Source organism: Streptomyces sp. WAC03905, assembly GCF_057371075.1.
Genome location: NZ_JBXYDZ010000003.1, coordinates 765,985 through 783,789, shown reverse-complemented (window position 1 = coordinate 783,789; position 17,805 = coordinate 765,985). Strand labels below are relative to the sequence as shown.

Genomic DNA, 17,805 nt, shown 5'->3' with positions numbered 1-17,805 from the left:
GGTGTCTCCTCGGGCACCAAGGCGCACACCGCACGCTCCGGCGCGGACCCGGTCGCGGCTTCCGCCGGATCGGGAGGACCCACCGCGGACCTGCCCCGCAGAGCGCCGGGGCCCCGCCCCCGACGGGCTCACACCCCGCTCGACCCCAGGCCCAGCATCCCGCTGACCCTGATCACCGGCCTGGTCCTCGTCTACACACTCCTTCCCCTCGTATGGCTGGCCGTCAACGCGACCAAGGACCAGAAGGACCTCCTCGGCTCCTTCGGCCTGTGGTTCGGCAAGGACGTCCAGCTCTGGGACAACATCTCGCGCACGCTCGCCTACGACGACGGCGTATTCCTCCGCTGGACCCTGAACACCCTGCTCTACGTCGCCGCCGGCGCGGGCGGTGCCACACTGCTTGCCGTCCTCGGCGGATACGCGCTGGCGGTGTACGAGTTTCCAGGCCGCCGCGCCGTGTTCGCCGTCGTCATCGGAGCGGTGGCCATCCCCGGGACGGCCCTGGCCGTACCCACCTTCCTGATGTTCAGCGGCATCGGACTGACCGACACTCCTTGGGCGGTGATCATCCCCTCCCTGATCTCGCCCTTCGGGCTCTACCTGATGTGGGTGTTCACCGCGGAAGCGGTACCGCACGAACTGCTCGAAGCCGCCCGCATCGACGGCGCCGGCGAGCTGCGCATCTTCTTCCGGATCGCGCTCCCGCTGCTGATGCCGGGAACCGTGACGGTCCTGCTCTTCTCCATGGTCGCGACCTGGAACAACTACTTCCTACCGCTGATCATGATCAAGGACCCGGACTGGTATCCGCTCACCCTCGGCCTCAACGCATGGAGCGCCCAGGCCAGGACCGCGGGCGGGGAGCCCGTCTTCGACCTCATCATCACCGGCTCCCTGCTCACCATCGTGCCGATCGTCGCCGTCTTCCTCCTGCTCCAGCGCTACTGGCAGTCCGGTCTGGCCGCCGGCAGCGTCAAGGAGTGACGCGCCGGCCCAGCCCTCCCGCCCGACCCGCTTCGTCCGCACACCGAATGAGGAGCACCATCGATGAGATCGAACAGCCGCCGTCGCATCGTCGTCGCCGTCGCCGCGGCGTGCGCCCTGGCCCTCGGCGCCACTGCCTGCGGTTCGCCGGACCCAGGAGCCGAGGGTGCCGCGGAGGACGTGGCGGCAGCACTCGAAGCCGGAGGCAAGCTGACGGTGTGGGCATGGGAGCCCACGCTGAAGAAGGTGGCCGCCGACTTCGAGAAGAAGCATCCGAAGGTGGACATCGAACTCGTCAATGCGGGCACGGGCAACAAGCAGTACACCGCGCTGCAGAACGCGATCACCGCCGGCTCGGGAGCCCCGGACGTCGCTCAGGTCGAGTACTACGCCATCGGCCAGTTCGCCATCGGCAAATCCCTGGAAGAGCTCTCCTCCTACGGCGCCTCGGCCCTCGACCAGACCTTCACCACCGGCCCCTGGAACGGAGTCAGGTACGGGAAGGGAATCTACGCCCTCCCCATGGACTCCGGACCCATGGCGCTGTTCTACAACAAGAAGGTCTTCGACCGGTACGGCATCGCGGTCCCCACCACCTGGGACGAGTACGTCGAAGCGGCGCGCGCCTTGCACAGGGCGGATCCGAAGCTCTACATCACGAACGACACCGGCGACGCCGGCGCCACGACCAGCCTGATATGGCAGGCGGGCGGACGCCCGTACAAGGTCGAGGGCACCGACATCGGCATCGACTTCAAAGACGCCGGCACGGCGCAGTACGCGTCCACCTGGCAGAAGCTCATCGACGAGCGACTGCTCGCGCCGGTCACGTCGTGGAGCGACGAGTGGTACAAGGGTCTGTCGGACGGCAGCATCGCGACCCTCTCCATCGGCGCCTGGATGCCCGCCAACTTCACCTCGGGCGCGCCGGCCGCCTCAGGGGACTGGCGCGTGGCGCCCCTCCCGCAGTGGGCCAAGGGCGCCAAGGCGGGTGCGGAGAACGGTGGCAGTTCCCTCGCAGTGCCGAAGGCGTCGAAGAACAAGGTGCTGGCCTATGCGTTCATCGAGTACGCGACCACAGGGGCCGGCGCCACGAGTCGCGTCTCCGACGGCGCCTTCCCCGCCACGCGGGCGGACCTGGAATCTCCGGCCTTCCTGGACACGCCGTTCCCCTACTTCGGCGGACAGCAGGCCAATCGCATCCTCGCCGACGCTGCCCGTGAGGTCGCCGCGGGCTGGTCGTACCTGCCGTACCAGGTGTACGCGAACTCCGTCTTCAACGACACCGTCGGCAAGGCCTACGTCTCCTCGACGACCCTGACCCAGGGGCTGGAGGCATGGCGGGCCACCATCGCCAAGTACGGCACGGAGCAGGGGTTCACCGTCGCCGACTGAGGGCCCTTTGCCGGCCCGTCCGGCAACGGCAGGGGGAGAGGGTCTCGTGCCCGGGTGCCCTGGCGCCCGTCCACGGCCCAGGACTTCGCCTCCTCCCACGACAGTTCGACCCACACTCCCGCGATGTTGAAGTGTGTTGATTTTCTTCCGAATTTGATCGAAGTCGGGCAGGATGTAATCCATGGACTATCTCGCCGAGCAGGACCGCTATGCCTGTATGGCCTATCGTCGGGCCGGACGTAGCGGTGTGCAATTGCCCGCCATCTCGCTGGGCCTCTGGCACAACTTCGGTGAGGGCCACGCGTTGGAGGTTCAGCGGGCGGTGCTTCGGCGGGCTTTCGACCGGGGGGTCACGCACTTTGACCTCGCGAACAACTACGGCCCGCCCAACGGGAGCGCGGAGCGCAATTTCGGCCGTCTCTTCGCGCAGGACTTCCGTCCCTACCGCGACGAGCTGTTCATCGCCACCAAGGCGGGCTACGACATGTGGCCCGGCCCGTACGGACACGGCGGTAGCCGGAAGTACCTCCTGGCGAGCCTGGACCAGTCGCTCCGGCGGACGGGTCTGGAGTACGTGGACGTGTTCTACTCGCACCGCTACGATCCGCAGACCCCCCTTGAGGAGACCATGGGGGCGCTGAACTCGGCGGTGCGTTCCGGCAGGGCCCTGTATGCCGGCATCTCCAACTACCCGGCCGAACAACACCGTGAGGCGGTGGCGATCCTGCGTGAGCTGGGCACACCGGTACTGCTGAACCAGGCCCGGTACTCGATCCTGGACCGCACGGTGGAAGACGGACTACTGGACGCCGTGGGTGACACCCGGACCAGCCTGATCGCCTACTCACCCCTCGCGCAGGGCCTTCTGACGAGCCGCTACCTCGCCGGGGAGGTGCCGGCCGGGTCGCGGATGTCCGTCGGACGCTTCCTCAGGGAGGGGGTCCTGACCGAGGCCAAGCTGGTGCAGTTGCGGACGCTGGGCCGGCTGGCTGAACACCGCGGACAGAGCCTGTCGCAGCTGGCGATCTCATGGGTGCTGCGCGACCCCCGGGTGGTGTCGGTGATCATCGGTGCGAGCAGTGTGAACCAACTCGACCAGAACCTCGACGCCCTGCAAGGAGGACCATTGTCCGAGAGCGATCTGGTAGGGATCGATGTGCTGAGCCGCTGAGGCAGGCACCTGGTCGGACGGACTGTCGAGGTTCTGTCCCCACGAGATCAGCTTCACGAGTGCCGGGGCCGCGGCGCGCGCTGGGCAACCGTGCCTGGATCCCTCTCCGTCGACATGGCCGGCGGGCCACGCCCCTGCTCCGCCCGCCGGCCCAGGCCGTTCAGGGGTCATGGGTCAGGGGTCCGGGGCAGACGCGAGCAGCTCGCCGACCTGCCGGCGGACCGCTTCCCAGGAGGCGTTCGAGAGTTGGCCCAAACAGCCGTTCCGGAGGGCGCGGAGGTCGTCTTCGGCCGTGGGGTTGCACCTGACGCCGGCATCGAGGAATTCGCCGTTCTCGCGGACGGCGACGCGAAGGAGCCTGCCTGCGTCTTCCTCGCGACGCAGGGAACCTGCCACGACGAGAGGCGGTGGCCCGCCTGCTGTCCCGGCCTCCTTGTGGTACACGCTGGCCAGGGGCGTCCGCCAGGCCAGACTCAGTAACAGTGGTCGTTTGGTGAGGACTTCGGCCAGGTCTGTGATGTGGACGCCCTCGGGTTCGAGGATCAGGGCGCGGGCGTTCAGAACGAGTGCCGCGGGCAGCAGGCAACGCAGGGTGCTGCCGACGAGGTTGCCGCCGACGGTGGCCGTCCGGCGCACGGCTCCGGTCCCCACCCCGGCGGCGGCCCTTCGCAGTACTTCGGGCACCCGCTCGTCGATTCGGTTCAGGACCACGGCCGAGCCCAGGGTTTCGGGCCCTATCTCATTGGCCTCCGGGAGGTCGCGCAGTGACATGGCACGGGCGGGGAAGCCGTCCCGCTGCCAGGTGGCCCACACCAGGGTGGCGCCGCCCACGGGCACCGCTCCCTCAGCCATGCACTCCTGTGCTTCGGACAAGGACGTGGGTGAGCGCAGTATCACGACAGCCGACCTGCTTCCCGGTGGTGTGACGGGGGGACGTGGCGTTCCGGCCAAAGACCTTCGGCAGGCGCATTTTGGCCGTGAGGAGATGGGCGCGTACAGAGCTCACACCTGTCCCGCGGTGCGCCCCTCGTGCTTCAACTGGAGAGGCTGGTGCCCATCGTTCCGACGGCCGGACCACGGCCAGCACCTTCGGGTGCCCGATGGCCGGCCTCTTCGCCGCCGGGCACTGCTGGACGGGCTCCTCGACATCACCCGGGCGTGACCACCGTGGGCCCGTAGCCGCGCAGGATCCGCCGGGCGACGGAGGTGATGTGCAGCTCGTCCGGGCCGTCGAGGATGCGGGCCGCCCGTCCGCCGCGGAACAGCGCGGGCAGGGCGGTGTCCGGGCCGAGCCCGGCGGCGCCGTGGACCTGGATGGCGGAGTCGGTGACCTGCTGGAGCATCCGGGCGGCGGCCACCTTGGCGAGCCCGACCTCCGTACGGGCGTCCCGCCCGGCGGCGATGAGCGCCGCCGCCTCGTGGACGAGGGGCCGGGTGGTCCGCAGGGCGAGCAGGGCGTCGAACACGTGCTGCTGGACCAGCTGGTGGTCGGAGAGCGGGCCGCGGGAGCCGCTGCGCGTGGCGGCCCGCTCGCACATGAGGTCGAAGGCACGCTGGGCCTGGCCGAGCCAGCGCAGGCAGCGCAGGGTCCGGCCGAGAGCGAGCCGCTCCCCGGCGATGGCGAGTGCCTGGCCCTCTTCGCCGATCAGGTGGTCGTCGGGCACGCCGACGCCGTCGAGTTCGATCTCGTACTGGCCCGCTGCCCCGAGGACGGGAAGCCCGCGGAGGATCCGGAATCCGGGGGAGTCGGTGGGGACGAGGATCAGGGAGAGCCCTTCGCGGTCACCCGGTACACCGCTGGTGCGCGCCAGCACGGTGACCAGGTCCGCGGTCGCGGCCCCGGAGGTGAACCACTTGCGGCCGGTGATGCGCCAGCGGCCGTCCGCCTGGCGGTCGGCCCGGGTGGCGGTGAGGAGCGGATCGGTGCCGGGTACGTCGGCTTCGGTCATCGCGTAGCAGGTACGGATCTCGCCCGTGACCAAGGGCTCCAGGTACTGCTTGCGGACCCGGCTCCCGGCGTGCCGGGCCAGCATCGTGACGTCGAGCAGCGGAGCGGACCCCAGGGCGGCCGGACCGTGGTCGCTGGCGCCCTCGGCTTCGGCGAGCTGCGCGTACACGGGGAACGGCATTCCGCCCCCGCCCAGTTCGGCGGGCAGGGGCAGCGCCCACAGCCCCTCAGCGCGGGCGAGGACCCGAAGTTCCCGCAGCGCCGATGCGGCGGCGGGCCCGCCGGCGTCGAGGACCGGCTCCCGCGGGATCACCCGGGTACGGACGAAGAAAGCGATCCGCTCCCTCAACTGCACTGCCCCAGGGTCAGGTTGGGGCATCCCGCCGCCCGTCGTGAGTGAATCCGCCACCGTGTTCCTCCCGGCTCCCGGGAACTCGCGGGAACGCCTGTCCGACTGCCTGTCTGTGGAACTGGTCGGGCGCGGACGCTCCCGGGTTCCCGTGTTCCGCGTTTCCGTACGACCTGGGCGACGGCCACCGCCGCGCCGGGAAAGGAGAGGCATGGCGTCACCGGCAATCTCGCAGACGGTCCGGCCACTCGACACACTGCGCCTCGGCATCTCGGGACCTCCGCAGCTCACGAGCGTCGCCGAGCAGCACCTGCGGCTGCTCGGAGCACAGGACGAAGCCGCCGGGCGGCAGGACGGGCCAGGTCACCTCACCCTCACCGGCGGCGGGTACGAGACCGCGCACGCGACCGTCACATGGGGCGATTCCGACCGGGGCGTCGTCGACGAGGCCACGGTCCAGGCCGCCACCGGAGTCATGGCCGTCCACGGCCGGCGCGACGGCAGCCCGCGCGGACTCGCCGCCGATTACGCGGCGACGGCCACCGGCGTCCTGGCCGTGCAGGGGCTGCTCGCCGGTCTGGTCGGCCGGGCCCGCGGCCTCGCCGCCACCCACGTCACCACCAGCGCCGACCGCGCCGGGCTGCTCGCCGTGTCCCAGTACCTCGCCGCAGCCGGGGCGGACGAGGGCGAAGCCGCGGAACTCGCGCCCGGCGGGCCGCCCTTCACCTCCGCCGAGGGAACCCTGTTCGAACTGGAGACGCTCGACCCCGGGGCGTGGGCGGCGTTCTGGCGGGCCCTGGACGCGCCCGCCGACGCGATGAGGGCGGGCTGGAGGCCCTTCCAGTTCCGCTACGCCACCGCCTGCGCGCCCTTTCCGCAGGCCCTCCACGCCGTCACCCGGGCGCACCCCCTCGACCGCATCCGGCGGGCCGCAGCCCTCTCGGGCGCCGAGGTGTGCCTGCTGCACACCCTCGCCCAGCGGCTCGCCGAAGCCGACGGCGCACCGCCCTGGTCCCTCCGCCCGTTCGGGGCCGACCACCCCCTCCCGGCAACCCGGGCCGCCGAGGGCGACCCGATCACCCGTCCCGCAGCGCTGCCGCTGGCCGGTCTGATGGTGCTGGAGGCGGGCCGTCGTATCCAGGCTCCGCTCGCCGCGCACCTGCTGGGCCTGCTGGGTGCCGAGGTCACCAGGATCGAGCCGCCGGGCGGGGACCCGCTGCGCGGCATGCCCCCGGCCTGCTCCGGCGTCTCGGCGCGCTGGCTCGCCCTCAACCGGGGGAAGAAGGCCGTCGAGATCGACATCAAGTCCGAGACCGACCGCCGCGGACTGCGCGAGATGGCCGGAGAAGCGGACGTCTTCCTCCACAACTGGGCCCCGGGCAAGGCCGCCGAACTCGGCCTCGACTCCGACGACCTGGCACGGGTCAACCCGGCGCTCGTGTACGCGTACACCGGCGGCTGGGCCGACCGGATCACCGACGCCCCCATGGGCACCGACTTCATGGTCCAGGCCCGGACCGGGGTCGGCGAGGCCGTACGCCCCGCGGGCGAGATCCCCGCCCCGTCCCTGATGACCCTGCTCGACGTGCTCGGGGGCCTGCACGGCACCGAAGCGGTCCTCGCAGGGCTGCTGCTGCGCGAACGCACCGGCCGGGGCGTCCGCGTGGACTCCTCCCTGCTGGGCGCGGCGGACACCCTCACCGCTCCCGCCCTGGCCCGGGTGGCCCGCGGCGCGAACCCGCGCCTCCCGGCCGGCTTCCGCCACCCGCTGCCCACCGCGGACGGCTGGATCGCCCCCGCCGACGACAGCGCCCCGGCCGCTGCCATCCATGACCTGCGCGGACTGGGCACTTCCGACGCGCTCGCCCGGCTGGGCTCGCACGGCCTGACCGCCACCGCGGTCACGACCGACCTGTCCGACCTGCACCACGACCCGCGCTTCGCCGGCTCGATCAGCCGTGACGCACACGGTGCCCCCGCCGTTTCCGACCCCTGGAGCTTCGCATGACCGCCGACAGGCTCGAACTGCACGACCTGCTGCCCTCCGACCTCCGCCGCTCGTGGGTGGTCGACGGGACCTGCCCGGACCTCGACCTGTACAGCCTCTTCCGGGCCCGCCAGATCGCGAACCTGCACCACACGGCCGTCCTCGACGCCAAGGGCAAGCTCTGCTACACCGCCCTGGACCGCAAGGTGCGATGTCTGGCCGTCGGCCTCAGAGCGCTGGGCGTACGCGCGGGCGACGTGGTCGGCGTCCAACTGCCCAGCAACCGCAACGCCGTGATCGCCGACCTGGCCCTGGCCGCCCTCGGCGCCGTCGCCCTGCCCTTCCCCGTCGGTCGGGGCGTCGTGGAAGCCGAATGCCTGCTGCGCCGGGCGCAAGCCGTCGCCGTCATCGCCTCCGTCGAACACCGGGACTTCCGGCACGCCGCCGACCTGCACGCGCTGGCGCGCTCGATGCCCGCCCTGCGCCATGTCGTCGCCGTGGGCCCCGGCGTCGCGCCGGAGGGAACCGTGGCCTGGTCCGAGCTCATGCGCTCCGACCCGCAGGCCTTCGTACCCGCCCGTCCGGACCCGGACAGCGCGGCCCGCATCCTGGTCTCCTCCGGGTCCGAGGCCGAGCCGAAGATGATCGCCTACTCGCACAACGCGCTGGCGGGCGGGCGGGGCAACTTCCTCGCCTCGCTCATCCCGGACGGCACCCCGCCCCGCTGCCTGTTCCTGGTGCCGCTGGCCTCCGCCTTCGGCTCGAACGGCACCGCGGTCACCCTCGCCCGGCACGGCGGAACCCTGGTCCTGCTCGACCACTTCACGCCCGAAGCCGCCCTCGCGGCCGTACGCGAGCACGAGCCCAGCCACGTCCTCGGCGTGCCGACCATGATCCGCATGATGCTCGAACGTCTCGACGCGACCGGCGAACGGCTGCCGGCACCCACCGCCCTCGTCCTCGGCGGCGCGCCGCTCGACGAAACCACCGCGGAAGCCGCGGCAAAGGCGTTCGGCTGCCCGGTCGTCAACCTCTACGGCTCCGCCGACGGGGTCAACTGCCACACCGGACTCGCCCACACCGTCCCGCCGACGGACGGCACGGGGGTCGTGGCCGGACACCCGGACCCGCGCGTCGCGGAGATCCGCATCGCCGACCCCGAGAGCCACGCCGCCCTGCCGGACGGGGGCATTGGGGAAATCATCTCGCGCGGGCCCATGACCCCGCTGTGCTACGTCGCCGCCCCCGATCTGGACGCCCGGTACCGCACGCCCGACGGCTGGGTCCGCACCGGCGACCTCGGCTACCTGGACCCCGACGGAGTCCTGCACGTCGTCGGCCGCCTCAAGGACATCGTCATCCGGGGCGGCGCCAACATCAGCCCCGCCGAGATCGAACGCGAACTCAGTTCCCACCCCAGGGTCCGCGACGTCGTCTGCGTGGGAGTGCCCGACCCGCTCATGGGCGAACGCCTGGCGGCCTGCGTGGTCCCGCGCACCGGCCAGCCGCCCACCCTCGAAGAACTCAGCACGCATCTGAGCGGGCGCGGCCTGGAGCGCCGGAAGCACCCTGAGCGCCTGCTCCTCGTCGACACCCTGCCCCTGACACCGGCCGGCAAGCCCGACCGCGCCGCCCTCCGCGAGCGACTGACCGCGATCCCGCCCTCCACCGCGGCGGGGGACCCCGGACTCCCCCTCGCGCAGGCCGGCTGAGCGGCAAGGCGTCGCCGCCCCGACCATTGCCCGACCCCGACCAGGAGCACGCGATGAACCGACGGGACCTACTCCGCGCGTCGACAGCGATCGGCGCCACCGGAGCGGTCGTGGGCCTCGCCGGAACCGCATCGGCCGCGGCGGCGACCACCGCAACGGCGGGCGCACGGCCCCCCGCCCCCGCCGGCGGTCCGCTGCGCGTCCACATCGTCATGTTCGACGGAGTCGAGGAGCTCGCTTCGCCGCCCCGTACGAGGTCTTCTCGGCCGCCCGGTTCTTCACCGGGCGGCCGGTGGAAGTCCGGTACGTCACCACGTCCCGCCCCGGGCCCGTCCGCGCCTCGTACGGCTCGCGGGTCGAGGTCGTGCACCCGTGGGCCCCGGACGAGGCCGACGTGATCGTCGTACCCGGCGGCGGTCATGCGCGCCGCGACGACCCGGGCGTATGGGCCGAGATCCGGCGCGGCACCCTTCCGCGCGCCCTCCGGGCCGCACCCCGCGAGGGGCTCACCGTCAGCGCCCTGTGCACGGGAGTGATGCTGCTGTCCGCCGCCGGGCTGACCCGGGGGCGGCCCAGCACCACCCACCACAAGGCACGCCCCGACCTCGGACAGCAGGGCGGTGTACCGAAGAACGCGAGGGTCGTCGACGACGGCGACCTCGTCACCGGGACCCGGCCGGGGGAGGGGAGAACAGTCCGTCCCGGGACGCGGTCGGCCGGCGGGCAGCGGCGCAGGTTGGTCAGGAGGTACCCACGGCCTGCTTCAGCTCGGCGGCCGCGTTGCGGTAGACCGGCAGCAGGTCGAGGTCGTCCCCCGGGTAGTTGACGATCTTGACCTGCTTGGCGCCGGAGTCGGGCAGGACCGTGCCGGTCGACATGTGGGCGTTGTCCAGGACCAGCGCCGGCTTCTTCGCGGAGAGCTCGGCGAGCTGCGCCGGGGTGACGGCTTCGGGGCCGTACGTGCCCACGGTGGTGGCGCCCGCCAGCTCGGCCGCCCAGGCGGTGAAGACCTGCGTGACCACGTCCGGGCTCCTGCCGCCGGGCCAGGCTGCCTGGAGGTCCTTCTTCAGCTTCGCGTACTCGGTGTCGAAGCCGGTCTTCCACGTGGTCGCGGCGTCGGCCGTGCCGAAGAGCCCGCCCAGCTTGTCCACCTCGGCCTTGACCTTGTCCGGGTCGTTGTCGAGGTCGACCTCCACGAGCTTCGCCTTGGAACCGGCGGCCTCCTTGATCTTCGCCGCGTACGGCTCGAAGGGCGCGTACAGCACGAAGTCGGCCTTGGCGACGGCCGCGAGGTCCGACGGCTTGGGATCGTAGTCGGGGGCGTGGTGGACGGACTGCGGCACGACGACCTTGATGTCCTCGGCGCCCGCCGCCTTCGCGAAAGCCCCTTCCCACGTGGTGGTGACGACCACCACGGGCTTCTTCCCCGCCTTGGGCGCGCCGGACGCAGCGGGGGAGGACGTGTCGCCGCCCTTGCCGTCGCCGGTGCTGTCGCTGCTGCCCCCGCAGCCGGTGACGAGGGCCAGCGTGACCGCGCTCAGTGTGAGGAGGGAAGGGATGAGGACGCGGGTGCGCGCCATGGGCTGGTTCTCCGTTCGGATATGAGATGGACGGCGAGGACGAGTGCTCCCGCCGTCAGGACGAGGACCGGGCCGGGCGGCCAGTCGAGCCACAGGGCCAGGAGGAATCCCGTCAGGTTCACCGTCACGCCGATGCCGATCGCCCAGAAGGTGATCGACTTCAGCGAGCTGCCCAGTCGCCGGGCGGCGAGGGCGGGCAGCAGGGTCAGGGCGTCGACGAGCAGTGCTCCGGTGAGCTTGATGGCCCCGGCCACGGCGACCGCGACCAGTACGAGGAGCGCCGCGGTCAGGGCCCGCACGGCGACGCCGGAGCACTGGGCGAGTTCACGGTCGTGGAGGAGCAGGCCGATGTCGCGGCGCTTCCACCAGAGGAGGGCCGGTACGCCCGCGGCGAGTACTCCCAGCACGACGAGGTCGGGCGTGCCGACGGACAGGATCGACCCCCACAGGAGGGCGAACGCCCCCGAGGCGTTGACCCCCGATACGGCGAGCAGCAGCAGGGCCGCGGCGATCGCCAGGCTCATCAGCAGGCCCATCGCGCCGGACAGGCCGTCCGGGGTCCGGGCGAGCGGGGCCACGCCCGCGCCGGCCAGCGCGCAGGCCACCAGCGCGCACAGCACCGGGTCGAGGCCGGTGAGCAGGCCGACGGCGATGCCGAGCAGTGCGACGTGCATCATCGCGAACCGCACCGGCATGATGTCGAGCCCCACGATGACGACCCCGATGACCGGCAGGCCGATCGCGGCGAGCAGCAGGGCCGCCCCGGCCCGCTGTACGGGGACCAGCTGGAGCAGGGTCCCGACGTCGGCGGTGGCGAGGGTGGTCACCGGACCTCCCGCAGCCGGCCCGCGGCCATCTCCAGGACCCGGTCACAGCGGTCCGCCAGCGCCCGGTCGTGCGTCACCACGACCAGCGTCACCGGCAGCGAGGTCAGCACGTCGGCGGCCTCCGCCTGCCCGTCGAAGTCGAGGGCGGCGGTCGGCTCGTCGGCCAGCAGCACCTCGGCCCCGGCGGCCACGCAGCCGATGGCCCGGGCCAGGTACATGCGTTGCAGCTGGCCCCCGGACAGCGTGTGCAGCGGCCGCCCGGTCAGCTGCCCCACCCCGAGCCGGTCCGCCGCGTCGGCGGCATCGTCCGGTGCGGCGCTGCTGGCCAGCAACTCCGCTCCGAGCAGGGGGAACCGGCCCGCGGCGGGCTTCTGCGGGATCCAGGCGCAGGCACGGCGGCGCCACGCCCACTCCGCCGGCGTGCGCGTGTCCCGGCCGCCGACCCGGATCGAGCCCGTCACCTGGCGGTGCAGGCCGAGGACGGCGCGCAACAAGGTGGTCTTGCCCGAACCGTTGGTGCCGGTCAGCGCCACGCGCTCACCCGCGGCGATCTCCAGATCCACGTCGGCGACGGCCTCCACCCGGCCGTGCCGGCAGACGACTCCCCGCATCCGCACATCCAGCCCGCCCATCACGCACCTTCCGGTCGTCCGTCACACAGCAGGAGTCGGACGGTGCGGGCGGGGAGTTCCCGGGCTCAGGGATCTTTTCGCGCCGTGGTGCGGCGGCGCGGGAGGGCGGGGCCGTATGACGCCGGTCGGCGTGCCGGGGCGACGGTGTGGCCCGCCTCGGCAAGGGCAGGCGTGTCCACCCCGGCCACGCGGGAGGAGTACCTTATTGCACATAACTTGCAACTGCGCTTTAGGTGCGAAAGAGGTAGTCGTGGCAGCTCCGGTGGTGCTCGGGATCGAGTCGTCGTGCGACGAGACGGGCGCGGGCATCGTCTCCGGCGGGAAACTGCTGGCCCATGTCGTGGCGTCGAGCATGGACGAGCACGCCCGGTTCGGCGGCGTCGTCCCGGAGATCGCGGCCCGGGCGCACCTGCAGGCCTTCAACCCCGTCGTGCGGGAGGCGCTCGACCAGGCCGGGCTGCGCCTGCGGGACATCGACGCGGTTGCCGTCACCACCGGACCCGGTCTCTCAGGTGCCCTCCAGGTCGGTCTGGGCGGGGCGAAGACCCTCGCGTACGCGGCGGGCGTGCCCCTGTACGGCGTGCACCACCTCGCCGGGCACGTGGCCGCCGACACGCTGGAGCACGGGCCGCTGCCCAACCCGTGCATGGTGCTCATCGTCTCCGGCGGGCACACCTCGCTGCTCCTCGTACGGGACCTGGTCCGCGATCCGATCCTGCACCTGGGCGACACCATCGACGACGCGGCCGGGGAGTGCTTCGACAAGGTCGCCCGGGTCTTCGGACTGCCCTATCCGGGCGGGCCGGCCATCGACCGCGCCGCCCGCGGTGGCAACCCGTGCTCGGTCGCCTTCCCGCGTCCGCTCCTTGGTTCGAAGGAGCACCCTTACGGTTTCTCCTTCTCCGGCCTGAAGACGGCCGCGGCCCGCTGGGCCGAGCAGCACCGCCAGCGCGGAGCGGAACTTCCCGTGGCCGACGGCGCCGCTTCACTGCAGGAGGCCGTCGCCGACGTGCTGACCCGCAAGGCCCTCGCCGCGTGCCGGGAGTACGACGTGCGCACCCTCGTGGTGGTGGGCGGCGTGGCCGCGAACTCGCGCGTGCGGGCCCTGGCCGAGGAGCGGTGCGCGGCCGCAGGGGTCGAGCTGCGGGTACCGCCCATGACCCTGTGCACCGACAACGGCGCGATGATCGCAGCCGTCGGCGACCTGCTGGTCCGGGCCGGCTCCGACCCCGCCCAGCTCGACATGTCCATCGACCCGTCGGCGCCCTTGGAGTACGCGGCCCTGCACCCCGTCGCCCGGCCGGCGGCGAGAGTGGCGTGAGCGCCGTGGCGGTGCGCCGGGCGCCCGGTGGCGAACTGCTCGCCCGGCAGGACGACATCCTCCACGTCCACACCGAGGCCTTCACCGAGGGAGCCGGACACGCGGTCTTCCTCGGCCCCCTGCATCTAGATGAGTGAGTCCGATGTTCGTGCTGGTCGCGACCATGACGAAGGGCGTCCGTTGGTCAGTGTGTGAAGACAAACCTGGACGCCCTTCTGGCGGCACTGTACGTGTTCATCGACGACCATGTGGCGCCTTGTCGCCGGATCGGGCGACCCCCGAAACTCACGGACGCCGAACTGCTGTGCCTGGCCGTCGCCCAGGTTCTGCTTGGCTTCCCCTCGGCCCGGCACTGGATCCGCTTCGCCCATGCCCGCCTGGGGCACCTGTTCCGCTATCTGCCCCAGCAGTCCGCCTACAACAAGCGCCTCAACGCCGCCGGTCCGCTGATCAGCCAGGTGATCGAGGCGCTGGCCCGGCAGGTGCCGACCTGGCACGACGATCTGCGGCTGATCGACTCCACCCCGCTGCCCTGCGCCGCTTCCCGCGAGACCGTCAAACGCTCCGAACTGGCCGGGCACTGCGGCTACGGCTTCTGCCGCAGCCACTCGCGCTTCTTCTGGGGATTCCGGCTCTACCTGGTCACCACCGCCGAGGGCATGCCCGTCACCTGGTGCCTGGCCAACCCGAGGACCGGCGAGCGGGAGGTGATGGCCGCGCTGCTCGAACGCGACCACCGCCTGGTCCGCCGAGGGCAGGTGATCCTCGCCGACAAAGGCTTCGCGGGGAAGGAATTCGAGACCTTCGTCAGCGAGCGCCTCGGCGCCCATCTCGTGCGCCCGGACCGGGAGGACGAACCGGTCCGGCACGGCAAGATCGCCCGGGTCCGGCAGTGGATCGAGGCTGTCATCGACACCCTCAAAGGCCAGCTCAGCCTCGAACAACACGGCGCCAGGACCCCGGCCGGAGTCTTCGCCCGCACCGGACAACGACTCCTCGCCCTCGCCGCCGGCATCTGGCACAACTGGACCACCGGCGCCGCAGTCAAACGCTCACTGATCGCCTACGACCACTAAGAACATCGGACTCACTCATCTAGGGGCCGGCCTTCGGCCGCGGCGCCCGCCGAGGTCAGGTCACCGCGCCGGCAGGCGCGGCGTACGCGTCGGCTCCGTGCGTCGGCTGCCCGTCTTCTCGAAGGCCGCGGCGAGGCCCAGGAGGGCGTTGTCGTCGTAGGCGCGGCCCGCGAAGGTCAGCCCGACGGGCATGCCGGTGTCGCTCATGGTGCCCATCGGCACGGTGACGGTCGGGATGCCCAGGTGGCGGGGGACCAGGTTGCCGTTGGCGACCCAGACACCGTTGCGCCAGCCCAGGTCGGCGGACGCCTCGTCGACGTCCATGTCGGCGCGACCCACGTCGGCGACCGCCGGGAAGACCACCGCGTCCAGGCCCAGTCCGTCCATCCACAGCTCCAGGTCCACCCGGCGCGTCTCCTCCAGCCCCCGCAGCCCCTGCTCCAGGTGCGGCATGTCGGTAAGGGACGCGTACGGGCGCTCGCGCACGAAGCGCGGGTAGTCGCCGATCGTGTCGTCGAAGCCGTCGTAGCGGTCGGGCAGCTCGCCCTCCTGCTTGGGCCAGATGCGGGAGCCGTCGACCTCGGCCAGGCTCGACAGCGCCGGGTCGCCGTTGGCCCGCAGGAAGTCGTCCCAGGACCAGGCGGACAGGTCCTCGATCTCGAAGGTGAGGTACTCGCGGCTGACTAGCCCCCGGGTGAGCAGCGAGGGCGCTCCGGGGCGGTCGGACTCGTAGTTGGTCACCACCGGGAAGTCGACCTCGACGACCTCGGCGCCGGCGGCCTCCAGGTCGCGGCGGGCGGCTTCCCACAGGGCGATCACCGAGGGGCGGGTGTCGACGCGCTGCCCGGTCTGGCCACCGATGCCCCCGTCCGGGTTCGTCCCGGCGGCGGGGTCGGCGTTGATGTACATCCGGGGCACACCGATGCGCAGGCCGGCCAGCGCGCCCGTGGCGGCCTCGGCATCGGCGGGTGCGAGGGCAGGGTAGGAGACGGGTCGTACCTGCGACGCGGAGGGGAGCGGGATCCACGGCTGGGCGCGCCACAGGTCCCCGCGGGTGTGCGGGTCGTCGGCGACGATCACGTCGAGGAGTTCGAGCAGGTCGGCCATGGTGCGGGTGTGCGGGACGACGACGTCCATGGTCGGTACGAGCGGCCAGTTGCCGCGGACCGAGATCACGCCGCGGCTGGGCGTGTAGGCGCACAGCGCGTTGTTCGAGGCGGGGGCGCGGCCCGAGGACCAGGTCTCCTCGCCGAGGCCGAACGCGCCGAAGGACGCCGCGGTGGCCGTGCCGGAACCGTTGGAGGAGCCGGAGCCGTAGGCGCTGGTGAGCCAGTCGGCGCTGTACGGGCTCTCCGCGCGGCCGTACACGCCGCGCTGCATGCCGCCGTTCGCCATGGGCGGCATGTTGGTCAGGCCGATGAGGACGGCTCCGCCCGCGCGCAGCCGCTCGATGGCGAAGGCGTCACGCTGGGCGACGAGGTGCTCGAAGGCGGGGGAGCCGGACGCGGCCGTGAGCCCCTCGGCGAGGTAGCTGTCCTTCGCGGTGTAGGGGATGCCGTCCAGCGGTCCGAGCGTCTCGCCCCGCGCGCGGCGCGCGTCGGAGGCCTCCGCCTCCGCGCGGGCGGCCGGGTTCATCACGACCATCGCGTTCAGAGCGGTGGCGGTACCGGGCCGGTCGTAGGCCTCGATCCGCGCGAGGTAGGCGTCGAGCAGGCCGACCGCGGTCGTCTCGCCCTTCTCCAGCGCCGCGCGCAGGTCGGCGATACAGGTCTCCACGACATCGAATCCGCGCGTCATGTGGGTGTCTCCAGGGTGGCTGAGTAGGACGGGGCTGGGCTGGGGGCCGCTGCGGCGACCACGCCCGGTCGGCCGTCGGCCTCCCCATCGCACTGACTAGATTTTTAGTCTAGATCAGGAATCTAGATTTTTGGAACCTAGACTTGGATCCTGGATTTCCGGAAACGAAAGTGAGCCCATGCCGACGCCAGAGACGGGGCCATCGCCCTCCGACCGCTCCTTCGCGCCGGAGAGCGCCATCGGGTCGGCCGACGCCGGGGCCGATGTCGCCGCCGGGCCCGGTGCCTCCGCCTCGGTCGACAGGAAGCGCCAGCCCAGCGGGGAGGGGGCGCGGGGGCGGGCGATGCGGGCGGCCATCGCCGTCATCGCCGAGAAGGGCACAGGGGCCGTGCGGATGTCGGACATCGCCGAGCGGGCCGGCATGAGCACCGGGCACATCCTCTACCACTTCGGCAAGAAGGACCGGCTGCTGCTCGAAGTCCTCGCCTGGAGCCAGGCGGATCTCTGGACCCGGTTCCAGCAGGCTGCCGACCGGGCGGCGTCCCCGGCCGAGAAGCTGGACCTGTTCGTCCGCCACTACCTGCCCCGCCACCAGGGCGACGAACGCTACGCGCTCTGGACGCAGGTACTGGCCCAGCGCCACGACGAAGCGGGCCGGCAGACCCTGACCACACTGCTGGACGGCTGGGACAAGCGCCTGGAGGCCATCCTCCGGGAAGGCCGGGACCTGGGACAGTTCGCCGACGTGGACCTCACCGAGTTCACCATCCGGGCCGTGGCCATGCTCAGCGGACTCGCCGAGGACGTGATGCTCGGACGATCCCGCTGGCAGCACACCTCCCCGCACGCGTTCGCCCTGTCGGCCCTCGCACGCGAACTACGTCCGAACGGACAGGCGTGACGGCGCCGGGACAGCCGGAAGGGAACCTTGCAGAAGGGCAGCCGGACGGGGCGTGACGACACCACTCGTCACGCCCCGTCCTTCCTCAGCTGCCGGGCACCCTCAGAACCCGTGCGGCGAACCGG

Annotated in this window: 16 protein-coding genes; 10 read left to right on the top strand and 6 right to left on the bottom strand. The window is 72.0% G+C overall.

All coding sequences use genetic code 11. The annotated features are described in order from the left end of the window. Positions 1-90: 90 nt before the first annotated feature. From AC2RP6_RS06500 to AC2RP6_RS06490, 3 genes are all read left to right on the top strand, one after another. The gene (locus tag AC2RP6_RS06500; protein WP_486450240.1) at positions 91-984 is read left to right on the top strand and encodes a carbohydrate ABC transporter permease; all 894 of its coding nucleotides are present in this window, start codon (positions 91-93) and stop codon (positions 982-984) included. Positions 985-1,047: 63 nt separating this feature from the next. Further along, positions 1,048-2,379, top strand: a complete 1,332-nt coding sequence (locus AC2RP6_RS06495; protein WP_486445303.1) for an ABC transporter substrate-binding protein — start codon at positions 1,048-1,050, stop codon at positions 2,377-2,379. Positions 2,380-2,560: 181 nt separating this feature from the next. Next, on the top strand, positions 2,561-3,550 hold the full coding sequence (locus AC2RP6_RS06490) for an aldo/keto reductase (protein ID WP_486445302.1): 990 nt from the start codon (positions 2,561-2,563) through the stop codon (positions 3,548-3,550). A 174-nt stretch (positions 3,551-3,724) separates the two neighbouring features. Here the strand turns inward: AC2RP6_RS06490 and AC2RP6_RS06485 are convergent, their stop codons facing one another. Together AC2RP6_RS06485 and AC2RP6_RS06480 are read right to left on the bottom strand one after the other, a co-directional pair. After that, positions 3,725-4,447 (bottom strand): FAD binding domain-containing protein, encoded by a 723-nt coding sequence (locus AC2RP6_RS06485; RefSeq protein ID WP_486445301.1) that lies wholly within the window; start codon positions 4,445-4,447, stop codon positions 3,725-3,727. Between the two features lie 251 nt (positions 4,448-4,698). Then, on the bottom strand, positions 4,699-5,877 hold the full coding sequence (locus tag AC2RP6_RS06480) for an acyl-CoA dehydrogenase family protein (protein ID WP_486445300.1): 1,179 nt from the start codon (positions 5,875-5,877) through the stop codon (positions 4,699-4,701). A gap of 181 nt (positions 5,878-6,058) precedes the next feature. Here AC2RP6_RS06480 and AC2RP6_RS06475 point away from each other — a divergent pair, with 181 nt between their 5' ends. From AC2RP6_RS06475 to AC2RP6_RS06465, 3 genes are all read left to right on the top strand, one after another. Then, the gene (locus tag AC2RP6_RS06475; protein ID WP_486445299.1) at positions 6,059-7,855 is read left to right on the top strand and encodes a CoA transferase; all 1,797 of its coding nucleotides are present in this window, start codon (positions 6,059-6,061) and stop codon (positions 7,853-7,855) included. After that, positions 7,852-9,546 (top strand): class I adenylate-forming enzyme family protein, encoded by a 1,695-nt coding sequence (locus AC2RP6_RS06470; RefSeq protein ID WP_486445298.1) that lies wholly within the window; start codon positions 7,852-7,854, stop codon positions 9,544-9,546. The genes AC2RP6_RS06475 and AC2RP6_RS06470 overlap by 4 nt, the downstream gene beginning before the upstream one ends. Positions 9,547-9,838: 292 nt before the next feature. Next, positions 9,839-10,372, top strand: coding sequence for a DJ-1/PfpI family protein (locus AC2RP6_RS06465; protein WP_486445297.1), 534 nt, complete (start codon positions 9,839-9,841; stop codon positions 10,370-10,372). On the opposite strand, the gene AC2RP6_RS06460 is transcribed toward AC2RP6_RS06465, so the two are convergent. The 3 genes from AC2RP6_RS06460 to AC2RP6_RS06450 are packed head-to-tail and all read right to left on the bottom strand — an operon-like array spanning position 10,287 to position 12,585. After that, positions 10,287-11,126 carry a metal ABC transporter substrate-binding protein gene (locus tag AC2RP6_RS06460; protein WP_486445296.1) on the bottom strand — a complete coding sequence of 280 codons (840 nt, stop codon included), beginning with the start codon at positions 11,124-11,126 and terminating at the stop codon, positions 10,287-10,289. The two genes, AC2RP6_RS06465 and AC2RP6_RS06460, sit on opposite strands and share 86 nt — an antisense overlap. Further along, positions 11,084-11,953 carry a metal ABC transporter permease gene (locus AC2RP6_RS06455; protein WP_486445295.1) on the bottom strand — a complete coding sequence of 290 codons (870 nt, stop codon included), beginning with the start codon at positions 11,951-11,953 and terminating at the stop codon, positions 11,084-11,086. The genes AC2RP6_RS06460 and AC2RP6_RS06455 overlap by 43 nt, the downstream gene beginning before the upstream one ends. Beyond that, positions 11,950-12,585, bottom strand: coding sequence for an ATP-binding cassette domain-containing protein (locus tag AC2RP6_RS06450; protein WP_486445294.1), 636 nt, complete (start codon positions 12,583-12,585; stop codon positions 11,950-11,952). Before AC2RP6_RS06450 ends, AC2RP6_RS06455 begins: the two co-directional genes overlap by 4 nt. Positions 12,586-12,847: 262 nt before the next feature. Between AC2RP6_RS06450 and tsaD the strand changes: the two genes are divergently transcribed. Genes tsaD through AC2RP6_RS06435 form a run of 3 tightly spaced genes read left to right on the top strand, consistent with a single transcriptional unit; the run spans position 12,848 to position 14,982 of the window. Further along, positions 12,848-13,906 (top strand): tRNA (adenosine(37)-N6)-threonylcarbamoyltransferase complex transferase subunit TsaD, encoded by a 1,059-nt coding sequence (gene tsaD, locus AC2RP6_RS06445; protein ID WP_486450239.1) that lies wholly within the window; start codon positions 12,848-12,850, stop codon positions 13,904-13,906. Beyond that, a complete protein-coding gene (locus AC2RP6_RS06440; protein WP_486445293.1) occupies positions 13,903-14,043 on the top strand; it encodes a hypothetical protein in 141 nt (46 codons plus the stop codon). The genes tsaD and AC2RP6_RS06440 overlap by 4 nt, the downstream gene beginning before the upstream one ends. A 54-nt stretch (positions 14,044-14,097) precedes the next feature. Further along, positions 14,098-14,982 carry an IS982 family transposase gene (locus tag AC2RP6_RS06435; protein ID WP_486445292.1) on the top strand — a complete coding sequence of 295 codons (885 nt, stop codon included), beginning with the start codon at positions 14,098-14,100 and terminating at the stop codon, positions 14,980-14,982. A gap of 60 nt (positions 14,983-15,042) precedes the next feature. Here AC2RP6_RS06435 and AC2RP6_RS06430 read toward each other — a convergent pair whose 3' ends face one another. Next, positions 15,043-16,779 carry an amidase gene (locus AC2RP6_RS06430; RefSeq protein ID WP_486445291.1) on the bottom strand — a complete coding sequence of 579 codons (1,737 nt, stop codon included), beginning with the start codon at positions 16,777-16,779 and terminating at the stop codon, positions 15,043-15,045. 178 nt (positions 16,780-16,957) lie between these two features. Between AC2RP6_RS06430 and AC2RP6_RS06425 the strand changes: the two genes are divergently transcribed. Then, on the top strand, positions 16,958-17,680 hold the full coding sequence (locus tag AC2RP6_RS06425; RefSeq protein WP_486445290.1) for a TetR/AcrR family transcriptional regulator: 723 nt from the start codon (positions 16,958-16,960) through the stop codon (positions 17,678-17,680). Positions 17,681-17,805 lie beyond the last annotated feature (125 nt).

What these genes read in the sequence shown, in the direction of transcription:
- AC2RP6_RS06480 (WP_486445300.1), bottom strand. Translation starts at nt 5,877, where the DNA reads ATGCCCCAACCTGACCCTGGGGCAGTGCAGTTGAGGGAGCGGATCGCT.
- AC2RP6_RS06495 (WP_486445303.1), top strand. Translation starts at nt 1,048, where the DNA reads ATGAGATCGAACAGCCGCCGTCGCATCGTCGTCGCCGTCGCCGCGGCG.
- AC2RP6_RS06450 (WP_486445294.1), bottom strand. Translation starts at nt 12,585, where the DNA reads ATGGGCGGGCTGGATGTGCGGATGCGGGGAGTCGTCTGCCGGCACGGC.
- AC2RP6_RS06475 (WP_486445299.1), top strand. Translation starts at nt 6,059, where the DNA reads ATGGCGTCACCGGCAATCTCGCAGACGGTCCGGCCACTCGACACACTG.
- AC2RP6_RS06460 (WP_486445296.1), bottom strand. Translation starts at nt 11,126, where the DNA reads ATGGCGCGCACCCGCGTCCTCATCCCTTCCCTCCTCACACTGAGCGCG.
- AC2RP6_RS06425 (WP_486445290.1), top strand. Translation starts at nt 16,958, where the DNA reads ATGCCGACGCCAGAGACGGGGCCATCGCCCTCCGACCGCTCCTTCGCG.
- AC2RP6_RS06490 (WP_486445302.1), top strand. Translation starts at nt 2,561, where the DNA reads ATGGACTATCTCGCCGAGCAGGACCGCTATGCCTGTATGGCCTATCGT.
- AC2RP6_RS06430 (WP_486445291.1), bottom strand. Translation starts at nt 16,779, where the DNA reads ATGACGCGCGGATTCGATGTCGTGGAGACCTGTATCGCCGACCTGCGC.
- AC2RP6_RS06470 (WP_486445298.1), top strand. Translation starts at nt 7,852, where the DNA reads ATGACCGCCGACAGGCTCGAACTGCACGACCTGCTGCCCTCCGACCTC.